Raw genomic sequence first — 13,226 nt, 5'->3', positions numbered from 1 at the left:
TGCCTTCGGTCTTCTTCCGTGTCATCAGGATTTGATGTTTCGGGACCATGGGGATAGAAAGACAATATGGATGCTTCGGTCTCTTACAGAGAAAAGACCATGATAGAAAAAGTTGACAAGATAACCAAACTGAGTGCTTCACAGATCATTCTCCTTCTGATTTTGGTTTTGCCGGTAACGATTGTTGCGATATACACCTATTTGTTTGCCAGCGATCGATATGAAAGCACTGCCAGCGTCTATATCACCGAAGAACAATCAGTGGCCAATCCGTTTGATCTCTCATTGATCGGGATTAGCAGCTCCGGTTCAACACGGGAAATTCTGGTGCTTAAGTCTTTCATCGAAAGTTTGGGCATGTTGTTGAAGTTAGATAATGATCTGGGCGTGTTGGATCACTTTGCATCCAGAGATGCGGATTTTTTCTCTCGCCTGAGTTCTGACGCTCCCAAGGAATATGCCCTCGAATATTACAATGATCGTGTGCAGGCGTCTCTGGACACAGATGCCAAACTGCTCGAAATTTCGGTTCAGGCCTACGATCCAGATTATGCCAAGCAGATACTGGAGCGCATTCTGTTCCATTCCCAGAAATTCATTGATGAACTCAATGAAAATATCACGAACTCGCAGATGACCTTCTTTGAAGGCGCGGTGAAACGATCTGAAGAAGAACTGCTGGAAGAAACCAAGAAGCTGCAGGTGTTTCAGCAGAAAAACAAAGTGTTCTCGACGGAGCTGGCAACGCAGACCATCATGAACACCATCGGCAGTCTGGAACAGCAACTGGCGGCAAAACAGGCCGAGTTGGCTGCACGCGAAGGCGCATTGAGCAAGCAAGCCCCGACACTTGTCCGTTTGCGTGCGGAGATCGATGCGCTGGAGAAGCAGATTGCCAGTGAAAACGAGCGCTTGTCGGGCGGAACAGGGCGGTCACTCAGTGAACTGGATCTGATCTTCAAGGACATTCAGCTGCGCATCGAATACAAGACACTGCGCTATAAATCACATCTTGAATCCTACGAGAAGGCTCAGCTCGATACGGCGAGGCGACTGCGCTTTCTGACGATTGTCTCGGCTCCCTCTCTTCCGGAAGCAGCCCTCTATCCCAAACGGGCCTATATATTGGTCACCAGCGCTCTACTGTGTCTGGTGGTTTATTTTGTTGTCTCCATTTCCTTCGCCATCATCAGGGAACATGCCTGACGGGGACATATTGAAAATCATGCAATGATTGATTGATTGATTAAGACCAAGAGCAACTGGAACTACTTTTTTATAAAGGTTGGAGTTTCTATGAAAGGTATCGTTTTGGCGGGTGGAAGTGGCACCCGATTGCATCCATTGACGTTGGCAATATCGAAGCAAATCCTTCCGGTTTATGATAAGCCGATGATCTACTACCCGATCAGTACTTTGATGCGGAGTGGCATTCAGGATATTTTGATTATCTCCACCCCGAGAGATTTGCCACTGTTTCAGGAATTGCTTGGGGATGGCTCCAATTTTGGGATTTCCCTGTCTTACGCCGAGCAGCCAGAGCCCAATGGGCTTGCTGAGGCTTTCATTATTGGCAAAGAATTTATCGGTCATGACACCTGCGCCCTGATTCTGGGGGACAATATCTATTTTGGTGCCGGCCTTTCCGCCCTGTGCACAAATGCCGCTCAGGTCACAGACGGGGCCAATGTCTTTGCCTACAAGGTGCAGGATCCTGAACGCTATGGCGTTGTGTCTTTTGATCCTGAAACACGGCAAGCCATCGATATCGAAGAGAAGCCGGCAAAGCCTAAATCGGGTTGGGCGGTGACGGGCCTCTATTTCTATGACAATGACGTTCTCGACATCGCTGCGAATGTGAAGCCTTCGGCCCGCGGCGAGTTGGAAATCACCGATGTCAATCTCGAGTATCTGCGCCGGGAAAAGCTGACTGTGACCACCTTGAGTCGCGGCTATGCCTGGCTTGATACGGGCACCATCGTCAGCCTGCATGAGGCCGCCAGTTTCGTGCGCACCATTGAGCATCGACAGGGATTGAAAATTGCCTGTCTCGAAGAGATTGCTCTGGAACAAGGCTGGCTTGGCGTGGACAAGGTACTCGAGCGTGCTAACCTTCTGAAAAAGACCGAATATGGTCAATATTTGCATCGCCGATTGGAGGATTTTTCCTGATGTTGGACGTGACGGACCTTGGGCTGGATGGCGTGGTGGAAATCAAGCCAAGGCAATTTGGTGACGAACGGGGTTTCTTTTCCGAAACCTACAATGCCCAAGCCATGAAGGATGCCGGCATCGATATCGAGTTTGTGCAGGACAACCATTCTTTGTCCGTCGAAAAAGGCGTTTTGCGCGGCCTTCACTTCCAGACACCACCCTTTGCGCAGGACAAACTGGTGCGTGTCGTGCGTGGATCTGTCTTTGACGTGATTGTCGATTTCCGCCAAGGATCACCGACTTTCGGGAAATGGGTCGGCGTCGAGATCTCGGCCGAAAAGTGGAATCAGGTCCTGATCCCCAAAGGCTTCGGCCATGGTTTCCTGACCTTGGAGCCCAACACCGAGTTTCTCTACAAGGTATCCAACTTCTATTCCAAAGAGTGTGATCGGTCTGTTCGGTTCGATGATCCTGCCATCGGCATTGAATGGCCCTTGTCCCATGATTGTCTGATCCTTTCTGACAAAGACAAAACCGCACCCTTGCTCGCCGATACAGACACCGGCTTTTCATATGAGGCTTCGTAATCAATGCGCTTTCTAATCACTGGTGGAGCAGGCTTCATTGGGTCGGCGGTTTGCCGCCGCCTTGCCGCCAACCCGGACAATTTCGTTCTCAATGTCGACAAGTTGACCTATGCAGGCAATCTGGCCTCCCTGTCATCCATCGAAGCGAATGACAATTACGCTTTCTCGCAAACCGATATTTGCGATGGTGAAGCCATCTTCACGCTGTTGCGTGAGTACCAGATCGACATTGTCATGCATCTGGCAGCCGAAAGCCACGTCGATCGGTCCATCGACGGACCGGATGCCTTCATCCAGACCAACATCATCGGCACATTCCAGATGCTGAGCGCTGCCCGGCGTTTCTATGAAGGCCTTGAGGGCGCCAAGCGGGACAGCTTCCGCTTCCATCATATCTCAACCGATGAAGTCTTCGGCGATCTGCCTTTCGACAGCGGCATCTTCACTGAAGAAACGCCTTATGCACCCTCTTCGCCCTATTCGGCTTCCAAGGCATCATCCGATCATCTGGTCCGCGCTTGGCATGAAACCTATGGCCTGCCAGTGGTTCTATCCAATTGTTCGAACAATTATGGCCCGTTCCATTTCCCGGAAAAGCTGATCCCGCTGGTCATCCTCAATGCGTTGGATGAAAAAGAGCTGCCTGTCTATGGCAAGGGGGAAAATATTCGTGACTGGCTCTTCGTTGATGACCATGCGAACGCCCTGGAGTTGGTCGCGACCAAGGGCACCCATGGCGAAAGCTACAATATCGGAGGCAATGCAGAGCGGCAGAATATCGAAGTTGTCCGCACCATTTGCCAATTGCTCGACAAGAAGCGCCCGCGGCCTTCCGGGTTATCCTATAAAGATCTGATCACCATGGTTGCGGATCGCCCCGGTCATGACCGTCGTTATGCCATTGATGCCACCAAAATAAGACGAGAGCTTGATTGGCAGCCGTCTCAGAGCTTTGAGTCCGGCATTGAAGCGACCATTGACTGGTATCTCGAAAATGAATGGTGGTGGGGTCCGATCCGCAACAAGGAAGGCTATCAGCGCCTCGGGTCCTTGAACAAAGACTGATCGCTCTGAGGCCCCAATCTCCAAAGGAATAGCAGCATGAAGATCCTCGTAACCGGTAAAAATGGCCAAGTCGCTCGCTGCCTTGCTGACCAGTCCGCCAACTTCCCGCATCTTGCCCTGTTCTTTGAAGAACGGCCCATGCTGGATCTGGCGCGCGAAGACAGCATCGTCGACAGCGTCATGCGTAACAAGCCGGATCTGATCATCAATGCTGCGGCTTACACCGCCGTCGACAAGGCCGAGGACGAGCCGGATCTGGCCATGGCGGTCAACGGCACCGCGCCGGGCATTCTGGCACGGGAGGCAAAAGCCATTGGTGCCGGGATTCTGCATATTTCGACGGACTATGTTTTTGCTGGTGATCTGGATCGCCCTTATCTTGAGACAGATTCCGTTGGTCCGCTGGGCGTCTATGGCAAAACCAAGCTTGCTGGCGAAGAAGCGGTCCGGCGGGAAAATGTCGATCATACGATCCTTAGAACGGCTTGGGTGATCAGCCCCTATGGTGGCAACTTCGTCAAGACGATGCTCCGCCTTGCGAAGGATCGCGATAGCCTCAATGTGGTCGATGATCAGCATGGCAACCCGACCTCGGCCCATGACATTGCGCTGGCTTTGCTGACGATTGCCGACCATCGCAGCAAGGGGCTGGTGACAGGAAAGGGCCAGACCTATCATTTTGCCGGGGGGATCGAGACCACATGGTGCGGCTTTGCCCGCGAAATCTTCCGTCTGAGCAGAGCCCATGGTGGACCGTCGGCAGAGGTGTCTGCCATCACGACCGCCGACTATCCGACCAAAGCCGTGCGGCCTGCAAATTCTCGTTTGAACAGCGCCAGAATTCTCAGTGATTTCGCCATGCCTCTTGATCGGGACACCTTGCTCCAGGGCGATATCGTCAAACGCATATTGGAAGATAGCCACGCGTGATCCGCTTTTCCTACAAAACAATTCCGACCCACGATCTCTACTTTCGGCATCCGCTGAGAGACCTGATAACAGAAGGGCGCCTAGAGGGCCGGCGACCGATCAGGCGGATTGGAGACAATTGTTTTGAGGCAAAGGGGCGGCTTGTTATCCTGCGCTATCTGTCTGACAGGGACGCGCGGTTGATTGCCTCACGGCAATGGCAGCGATGCTACTATGTCATTGATGATGACTTTGCGGCACTCGATCAAGATCGATCCATTCCAGAGGATTACCGCCAGCGCATGTTGCGTTTCAGGGAGATTATGCTGCCTGAAATCCTGCGGCATGCAGATACGATTGTGGCCCCCAACCCCAGACTCTTCTCCTTCTATCCGGACAAACGTCATTTGTTGCTCGATCCTTGTGCTGTTTCTATTTGCAAGGATTTCAGCCACTTTCGTGAAGACGAACCGCTGCGCATTTTGTTTCCCGGAACCAGAAGCCACCTGAATGATCTGGCATTTCTGTCCGAGTGTCTGGCACAGATTTGCTGGGAACAGCCTCAGCTACAGCTCGACACCTTCATGGGCCATCATGCTCCAGCCGCGTTGCGTGGCTTACCGAATGTTCTGCATCACAAGGCGAAGGGTTGGCAGGTCTATCGAAAGTTCATGGCCCGTCAGCGCTATCATCTGTGCCTTGTGCCCATGCTGGACACGCACTTCAACCAAGCCCGCTCGATCAACAAGATCTTGGATAGTGCAGCCTTTGGCGCCGCTGCACTCTTTTCGCCCGTGGGGCCCGTTGCGGATGCGCTCGGGCCCTTATCCAAATTGGCCGTCATTGACAATGAGGCCGAGCTTTGGGACGCAAAGATCCGTGATATTCTGTCAGATAGGCAAGCCCTGCGCCCGATCGCCGAAGCACTCGCATCCTTGGCCCACACTATCGGCGATCCAGCCCATGTCAGACGCTTTTGGCACCATCATTTGCAACTGGACTGAAGGCCAGACCCTGTTCGTACCTGTTTGCTGCTTGGAGCATAGATCAGGGGCGAAAAGGGACGAGCCCAACAAGACACTCTATCGCCTGTCGTGCGGCTTCACCCCATTTCACAGTTCAAAGAAGGTCATTCTGGCTTCTGCAGAATGACATAAAACTCCATCTTGTTGCGGACGGTAAAGTAAATCCGGCGCAGTTCAAATTTCACCAGACCGCATGCGCGCATGAATTCGAAGCAATCCCAAAAGACATGCGGTGACAAGATCCAGTTATGAACATCGACATAATGGCGATTGGCGCTTTCGGCTTCTTTCAAAATGCGTTTGGCGAAGGCTGGATCGCCCATTTTTTCGGGATTCCGGCGGTGGGGAACCCCATGTTCGCCACGCCAATGCAGGACCGGATCATTGTGGGTGATCTCCATCCGGTGTTCGAGCACTTTTGACGGGGATTGCAGCTTGCGCTTTTCCAGATGCGCTCCCACCATGTCAATGCCGCGCGATGGCAGGCAAAAATGGTCGAAGGAAAAGCGTCCGTCTGGCACGACCATGAAGTAGCAGCCATTTGGGTTGAGCAAGTCATAGACATCGTTCAGATGCTTGATAATATCCACCTGATGCTCAATGCAGTGGCAGCTGAAGGCATGGTCATATTTCTGCGGAATGGTGCTGATGTCTCCATGGGCATCAACCCATTGAATGTCTGGGACCTTTTTCAGGTTTTCCGTGTATTTCTCGACATTCACCGCGTTTTGAGCCATCAATCTCTTGGCGCGTTCTACCAGATCGTCTCTATCGAGCACTTCGAAATAGTCGACATTCCAGTCGGGTCGCCGCAACATCGGGTTGAGGAAGGGACCAATCTCCAAAATGGCTGAATCCGGATCCACCAGATCAATAAACGCGTCACGGGTCCAGATTTCACCGGGCACCCTGCCTTCATTGATGCCATGTTTGAAATAATGGGTCTTCAACGCCTTCGGGGGGAACTGGGTCAGATCCTTGTATTTCGAGCGATACAGGTCGGGATCAAAATTCGCCGGAAAGCTGCTTCCATCGTCACCCATGCAAAGATGCTCGAAGTGATCAAAGGCAGGATCGTTATGCATTAGGCCAATTCCCTGTTTCTCATTGGATAGACTATAAAAGTTCAACAATTTGATCGCATTGTTTAGTGTGATTTCAATATAGCGCAGGATATTTTTCACGGTCTTGTCGCATCTTTCAGCCAATTCATCCAGCCACAATTTCGCATCACATTCTTCCCCTGGCTGCTTATCGCAATCATCTCGATATCAAATCCAGGATGTCAATGATAATACGATTCGAACGGGAAAAGCGGCAATCTGTTTGAACGGTTGAAGCCGCATCCGACATCATATTCAAACAAAGGGATGCCGCACCCTGATCCTCAATCCCAAAGCGCGGCACTCAATAGCTGTATTTGTGTCTATCAACTTAGACGAACTGGAAATCGTCTGCCGAAATCAGGCTATCGTCAAAATCCAGCAAGGTAACTTCAGTTCCACCAAAGCTCAGCAATGTATCCGCTCCCTGCTGAGAATGGGTGATATCCGCAAACGTGGTCACACCAAGCCCGCCAATCCGGATGACATCAACGCCATTCTCGAAGTCCGTGATAACGTCATGCTCACCGGCATTGCGGAAGATGAAGACATCATTGCCCACGCCTCCAGTGAAACGGTCATCACCGCTATCATCAAGGAAAGCATCGTCGCCCGCGCCGCCAATCAGCACATCATTGCCGAAAGCACCGTTGAGAATATTGTTGGCTGAGTTGCCGACAATGGTGTTGGACAGACCATTGCCGGTTCCCGATGTATTCTGGTTGCCGAGGAGATTCAGATTTTCCAGATACTGGGAATTGTCTCGCAGAGCGTAGGATGTGTAGCTGAAGACCCGGTCAATGCCGCCTCCGGCATATTCCTCGATTGTGTCTCCGAGATTGTCGACATAATAGACATCGTTCCCAACCCCGCCAATCATATGATCAGCCCCTGCATTGTCGAGGAAAATATCATTGCCCGCACCACCACGAAGGGTATCGTCGCCACCTCCGCCATTCAGAACATTGTTGCCGCTATTGCCTGTGATGTTATTGACAAGGCCATTGCCGGTGCCTCTGGTATTTCCCGTGCCCAGCAACTGGAGATTTTCAAGATACTGAGAATGGTCCCGCAAGGCAAAGTCGATATAGCTGTAAACGAGGTCGGTTCCGCCGCCATCATTCTCTTCGACGCGGTCTCCGGCATCGTCGACATAATAGACGTCGTTGCCGCCACCGCCGACCATGCGATCGGCGCCGATGTCATCCTTGAAGATGTCATTGCCAAGACCGCCAAACAGCACGTCGTCACCAAAGGCACCATTCAGGATGTTGTTGCCGCTGTTACCGGTGATGGTGTTGGCAAGACCGTTGCCTGTTCCTGACGTGTTCCCGGTTCCAAGTAGCTGGAGATTTTCAAGATATTGCGATTGATCCCGCAAGGCGAGGGAGATGTAGCTGAAGACCATGTCGGTTCCGCCTCCGGCATATTCTTCAATGACGTCTCCGGCATCGTCGACATAATAAACATCGTTGCCGCCGCCGCCGACCATTCGGTCCGCACCGGTGTCGTCAAGGAAAATGTCATTGCCGAGACCGCCAATCAGAACATCATCACCGAAGGCTCCATTGAGAACATTGTTGCCCGAGTTGCCGGTGATGGTGTTGGACAGGCCATTGCCGGTACCGGACGTGTCACCTGTTCCCAACAAACTCAGATTTTCGAGATTCTGTGACTTGTCGCGAAGGGCAAGGGAAATGAAGCTGAAGACATGATCCATACCTTCGCTGGTATTCTCAACGATGGTGTCACCAGCATTGTCGACATAATAGACATCGTTGCCGCGGCCCCCTGCCATCCGGTCGGCGCCTTCACCACCATTCATGATGTCATTGCCATCTTCACCATTCAGGTCATCATCACCTTCTCGGCCATTCAGCACATCATTGCCGCCGCGACCGTAAAAGGTTTCGTTCGCATTCGATCCAAAGATCCGGTCATTGTCAGCTCGTGACCCGCGAATGATTTCGATGTTGCTCAAGGTGTGGGAGAAGGCGTTGCCATTATGCATGCCAGTCGCTGTCCCGGCTTCAAGGTCGACATCGACCGCCCCAATGCCGCTGCGATCAAAGCGAACCATATCGGTACCGCCACCGCCATTTACAACGTCATTGCCTCCGCGCAGAATGAATCGTTCATCCCCATCCCCGCCGTTGAAAGTATCGTTCAGATCGGTACCGCGAATCTCGTCGATATTGGTCAGGGTGTCTGTGCCGGTGAAGGAGCCGGTCACCGTACCACTTACCTTGGCACCGTTGTTGCTGGTATAGGTGATACTGCTGAAAAGCGGATAAACTCCGTCTTCGAAGCCGCCGTGATAATCGGCCCGAACGAACCCGGCTCCTGAATTGGTGATGGTATCATTTCCGCCATTGGTTTTGATCGATCCATACTGATCAGCTGCGCCATTGATGACGAAGCTATCACCCATAGATGTTCCTTCAAAGTTATAGCCACCATCCTCATAGTTGATCCTGTCCAGACCATTCACCGTGTCGGTACCACCAGTTCCTTTGTCAACAGTTGCTGTGGCCGCACCAATCTGGAAATTTGTGGCCAAATCAAGCCAGCCATAATCGAATTTGGAGTCGATCGTACCCTGAATATTGATGATGTCGTTGCCGGTGCTGCCCTGAACATAGCCTTCATCGCCTGTGCCGAGATTTAGCGTATCGTTGCCGGCACCCCCGTCAAGATAGTCATTGCCTGCACCGCCATTCAGGGTGTCGGCGCCGTTGCCGCCCTCCAAATGGTCGTCGCCGTCATTGCCATTCAGCAAATCGTTGCCATCTTCGCCATAAAGCTCATCATCACCTCCGCGGCCAACCAACACATCATTGCCGCCGCGTCCAGCGAAACCCTCATCGGCATCGGATCCGAAAATACGGTCTATTTGGTCTCTGGAGCCGTTGATGCGTTCCACATTCGTCAGGGTATGAGAGAAGGCGTTGCCATTGAAAGTACCAACGGCGACGCCAACACTCAGATCCACTTCGACACCACCCATGCCGTTGCGGTCAAAACGGACCAAGTCCATGCCGCCGCCGCCATTAACAGTGTCGTTGCCACCACGCAGAATGAAGATTTCATCACCATCGCCGCCATTGAAGACGTCGTTATAATCAGTGCCGCGAATTTGATCGATATTGGAGAGCGTATCCGTCCCGGTTCCTGCCCCGGTGACTGTGCCACTGATTTTGGAGCCATTGTTGCTGGTATAGGTAATGCCCGAATGGGTGTCATCGCCATCTTCGCGATAGTCAACCCGAACGGCACCTGCACCAATATTGCTAAAGCTGTCATCGCCCTGACGACCACTGACTATGCCAAACTGGTCGACCGCGCCATTGATGACAAAGCTGTCACCAGCAGACCCGCCCTCAAAGTTATATCCACCATTTTCATAATCGATACCGTCAAGGCCACTGACAGTGTCAGTGCCGTTGGCACCCTTGTTGACGGTGGCGGTGCTGGAGCCGATCTGGAAAGTGATCGAGGCATTCAGTCGTTCATAATCAAAGAATACGTCGTTCGTGCCATCAATATTGATGGTGTCATTGCCGATGCTGCCCAGGATGCCACCTTCGTCACCATCACCGAGACTGAGGATATCGTCACCGGCACCCCCATCGAGAACGTCATTCCCGTCGCCCCCTTCAAGCAGGTCATTGCCACCGGCACCGGAAAGCGTGTCATCCCCACCGAGACCTCGGAGCCGATTGTCATCGTCATTGCCGATCAGGATGTCATCCATATCAGTGCCGCGCACGCGCTCGACGCTGGTAAAGGTATCGGTGTCACCGAAGCCGTCGGTGGCCGTGCCTGTCGCCAGATTGACGTTGACCCCGCCTAGACCACCATAAGTGGCGTCGCGATCATAGCGGATCTCATCCACGCCGTCGCCAGCATTGAAGGTGTCATTGCCACCCAGACCACGAATCTGGTTGTCTTGATCATCACCAATAAACTGGTCGGCTTCATTTGTGCCGCGCAGGCTATCGACCCGACCGGTAAAGGTGTCCGTATTGCCATAGGGATCATTGATCGTGCCCGTCAGCCAGTTGGCGATGATGCCATTGCCCGTATCCGCGTTAGCGTAGCTGAGCTGCGTGAAAACAGACGTTGTCCCGGCATAGATCACATCATTGCCTGCGCCCAGTGTCACATAATAATCACCGGCGCCAAAGGTGAAGGTGTCCGCATTATCGGACCCATAGCCGCCCCCTTCTGCTCCGGTTGGCAAGTTCGTGCCATCATAATCAATTGCATAGACGTCAAACTCGGTCTTGAACGGATCGGGATTGCCATTGGCCTGCCATGCATAAAGCGCATTGTCGAAGTCAACAGCAGAAAGAGAAAGACCCGACACGCTCATAATGAGGGTGGTGCCTTGGTAAAAGTCGAACTGATTGATGGTGCCGCTTGTCAGGTGTTCGCCTGAATCGTATGTCGGTGTGTTGTCGTAGGTCGCGCCGGATCCGGTGGCAACAATATGGATGCTGGAACCCGGGCGTTGAAGGGTGCCTGTTGTCGCGTCGCCGGAGATAAGCCGTGCTTCGCGAAGCTCGTTGTCGAAGAGAATGGAATAATCTGCTTCTGTGAACTGGGTAATATAGCCGGTTGGCATGACGCTTCTCCCAATAAGTTTTTTAAAAATGTTTAGAGAAATTAAATACTGTACAAAAAGAAGTTAGTGGTGGGGTTGCTTCCTGTCAATCTGCAACTCGCGTAAGATAAGGGTAAATAATCACCTCCCTCGAGTAGATGTTCAGATGGAGTTGTGTCCCACAAATGGGGTAGGAAATCCGCTCACAGAAAAGGGTCGGTCACAGTGCCAGTTGGTTTACCGTTGGCTTGGCAGGGCCAAACTTTGCTTTAATAAAACAAAGGCACATATCAGGCCTTCTCCGTGTTTTGTTTATAAATCTCCATTGCCTCCTGAATGCTGCCATACAAGGTTGCCTTGCCCTCATGGAGCACCAGACCCATATTGCATTCAGCCTTTAATTCATCAAGATTATGCGAGACCTTGATGAAAGAGGCCGTTTTGCGTTTTTCCTGAAACACTCTTGCGCTCTTCTGGCGAAAATTCTTGTCGCCCACCGCTGTCAACTCGTCGATGATGTAGCAGTCGAAGCTGAAGGCCATGGCAATGCCGAAATTCAATCGGGCACGCATACCTGACGAATAGGTTCTGACCGGCATGTCGAAATATTTGCCGATCTCCGCAAACTCTCTGATATTTTCGATGATCGGGTCAATCTTATGCCTTGGCGTGCCTTGAATCCGACAGGCAAAGCGGGCATTTTCCTTGCCGGTCAATGAGCCTTGCATCGAATTGGCGATGCCCATCGGCCAGGAGATGGACCCTGTGCGAATGATCTGGCCCTGATTGGGTGAATCCACGCCTGCCAACAGCCGCATCAAGGTCGACTTGCCCGCGCCATTGGGCCCCAAAACCCCGAGATGTGCGTCATCCGGGATGGTGAAGGACACGTCATTGAGCACATAGTGACGTCCGGCTGGCGTGGCATAGTATTTCGAGACATTTTGCAGTTTGATCATTGTTGAATCAATCTGAATCGGTAGATGTAATAAAGTGCATATCCAAAACCAAGGCATATCGCCCCGAACATGATTGGATAGAGCAGGTTATATTCCGGAAAAAGCTTGCTGCCGAACGAGCCGTGTCGGAAGGCCGCCACCAGATGCACGATTGGATTCCATTGCAGAATGCTGCGGGCCGTTGCCGGTAGATCCGCGATTGAGAACATCACACCGGAAAGGATCATAAGTGGCTGAGAAACGATCCCGATGAATTTCAGCACATTGTTGTTGATCGTGCCAAAGACCGCCAACGGCAAGGAAATGCCCATGGCGAGCAGCATGGCGACAAAAATGGCGGTCAGGGAAAGCAGTGGATCCGGGAAGGTCGGCACGGCATCGATAAACCACCATAGGCCGACCAGCATCAACACACTGGCTAGCGCATGAAACCACATACCCTGAATGAATCGGGCAAGCAGGGTATCGATCGGTTTCACCTGAGGATAGTTCATCAGGGCCTTGTTGGCGTCAATCGCCTGTGGAATATAGCTGATTCCCTGACGCACGGTGATGAAGACGATGAAACCGCTGCCGATGAACAGATACACATCTGTGCCCTGCATGGTATGCACGCCGTTGACATGCCAAATCGAAGCAATCGTCATCATGCTAAAAATGGGTTCGACCAAAGCCCAGAACAGGCCGATCCGGCTTTGTCCCAGTTTGAGCCGGAACTCTTTAAAGACCAGTGCCCAGATTGCGGATTTCTGACGATAGGCTCCGGTTTTGAATTGCGCCCAGCTTTCCGAAGTTGAGCTTGTCTGAACTTCCGACAT

10 protein-coding genes are annotated in these 13,226 nt (G+C 52.2%); 6 read left to right on the top strand and 4 right to left on the bottom strand.

Going from position 1 to position 13,226, the window contains the following annotated elements; translation table 11 throughout:
- Positions 1 to 99: 99 nt before the first annotated feature.
- The 6 genes from DSD30_RS02560 (at position 100) to DSD30_RS02535 (ending at position 5,719) form a co-directional block, all read left to right on the top strand.
- Positions 100 to 1,206 carry a KpsE/RkpR family capsule polysaccharide export protein gene (locus DSD30_RS02560; protein WP_157967531.1) on the top strand — a complete coding sequence of 369 codons (1,107 nt, stop codon included), beginning with the start codon at positions 100 to 102 and terminating at the stop codon, positions 1,204 to 1,206.
- 90 nt (positions 1,207 to 1,296) lie between these two features.
- Positions 1,297 to 2,172 (top strand): glucose-1-phosphate thymidylyltransferase RfbA, encoded by an 876-nt coding sequence (gene rfbA / locus DSD30_RS02555; protein WP_114008016.1) that lies wholly within the window; start codon positions 1,297 to 1,299, stop codon positions 2,170 to 2,172.
- Complete coding sequence (gene rfbC / locus DSD30_RS02550) at positions 2,172 to 2,741, top strand: dTDP-4-dehydrorhamnose 3,5-epimerase (protein ID WP_114008015.1); 570 nt, start codon at positions 2,172 to 2,174, stop codon at positions 2,739 to 2,741. Before rfbA ends, rfbC begins: the two co-directional genes overlap by 1 nt.
- Positions 2,742 to 2,744: 3 nt before the next feature.
- Entirely contained in the window at positions 2,745 to 3,806 is a 1,062-nt protein-coding gene (gene rfbB / locus DSD30_RS02545) for a dTDP-glucose 4,6-dehydratase (protein WP_114008014.1), read from the top strand.
- Between the two features lie 36 nt (positions 3,807 to 3,842).
- Entirely contained in the window at positions 3,843 to 4,736 is an 894-nt protein-coding gene (gene rfbD / locus DSD30_RS02540; RefSeq protein WP_114008013.1) for a dTDP-4-dehydrorhamnose reductase, read from the top strand.
- A complete protein-coding gene (locus DSD30_RS02535) occupies positions 4,733 to 5,719 on the top strand; it encodes a glycosyltransferase family protein (RefSeq protein ID WP_114008012.1) in 987 nt (328 codons plus the stop codon). Before rfbD ends, DSD30_RS02535 begins: the two co-directional genes overlap by 4 nt.
- A 125-nt stretch (positions 5,720 to 5,844) precedes the next feature.
- Here DSD30_RS02535 and DSD30_RS02530 read toward each other — a convergent pair whose 3' ends face one another.
- From DSD30_RS02530 to DSD30_RS02515, 4 genes are all read right to left on the bottom strand, one after another.
- Entirely contained in the window at positions 5,845 to 6,825 is a 981-nt protein-coding gene (locus DSD30_RS02530) for a class I SAM-dependent methyltransferase (RefSeq protein WP_157967530.1), read from the bottom strand.
- 349 nt (positions 6,826 to 7,174) lie between these two features.
- Positions 7,175 to 11,470, bottom strand: a complete 4,296-nt coding sequence (locus DSD30_RS02525) for a beta strand repeat-containing protein (protein ID WP_114008010.1) — start codon at positions 11,468 to 11,470, stop codon at positions 7,175 to 7,177.
- A gap of 269 nt (positions 11,471 to 11,739) precedes the next feature.
- Positions 11,740 to 12,408: an ABC transporter ATP-binding protein gene (locus DSD30_RS02520; RefSeq protein WP_114008009.1), complete on the bottom strand. Its 669-nt coding sequence runs from the start codon at positions 12,406 to 12,408 to the stop codon at positions 11,740 to 11,742.
- Complete coding sequence (locus DSD30_RS02515) at positions 12,405 to 13,226, bottom strand: ABC transporter permease (RefSeq protein WP_114008008.1); 822 nt, start codon at positions 13,224 to 13,226, stop codon at positions 12,405 to 12,407. Before DSD30_RS02515 ends, DSD30_RS02520 begins: the two co-directional genes overlap by 4 nt.

This window comes from Cohaesibacter intestini (assembly GCF_003324485.1).
GTDB classification, from domain to species: domain Bacteria; phylum Pseudomonadota; class Alphaproteobacteria; order Rhizobiales; family Cohaesibacteraceae; genus Cohaesibacter; species Cohaesibacter intestini.
Note: the sequence above shows the minus strand (reverse complement) of the source record. Positions and strands in the feature narration are given on the sequence as shown.

Bases quoted from the DNA above. Each gene is read 5' to 3' on its own strand.
- DSD30_RS02560 (WP_157967531.1), top strand. From the start codon at position 100: ATGATAGAAAAAGTTGACAAGATAACCAAACTGAGTGCTTCACAGATC.
- rfbA (WP_114008016.1), top strand. From the start codon at position 1,297: ATGAAAGGTATCGTTTTGGCGGGTGGAAGTGGCACCCGATTGCATCCA.
- rfbC (WP_114008015.1), top strand. From the start codon at position 2,172: ATGTTGGACGTGACGGACCTTGGGCTGGATGGCGTGGTGGAAATCAAG.
- rfbB (WP_114008014.1), top strand. From the start codon at position 2,745: ATGCGCTTTCTAATCACTGGTGGAGCAGGCTTCATTGGGTCGGCGGTT.
- rfbD (WP_114008013.1), top strand. From the start codon at position 3,843: ATGAAGATCCTCGTAACCGGTAAAAATGGCCAAGTCGCTCGCTGCCTT.
- DSD30_RS02530 (WP_157967530.1), bottom strand. From the start codon at position 6,825: ATGCATAACGATCCTGCCTTTGATCACTTCGAGCATCTTTGCATGGGT.
- DSD30_RS02525 (WP_114008010.1), bottom strand. From the start codon at position 11,470: ATGCCAACCGGCTATATTACCCAGTTCACAGAAGCAGATTATTCCATT.
- DSD30_RS02520 (WP_114008009.1), bottom strand. From the start codon at position 12,408: ATGATCAAACTGCAAAATGTCTCGAAATACTATGCCACGCCAGCCGGA.
- DSD30_RS02515 (WP_114008008.1), bottom strand. From the start codon at position 13,226: ATGTCGGAAGTTCAGACAAGCTCAACTTCGGAAAGCTGGGCGCAATTC.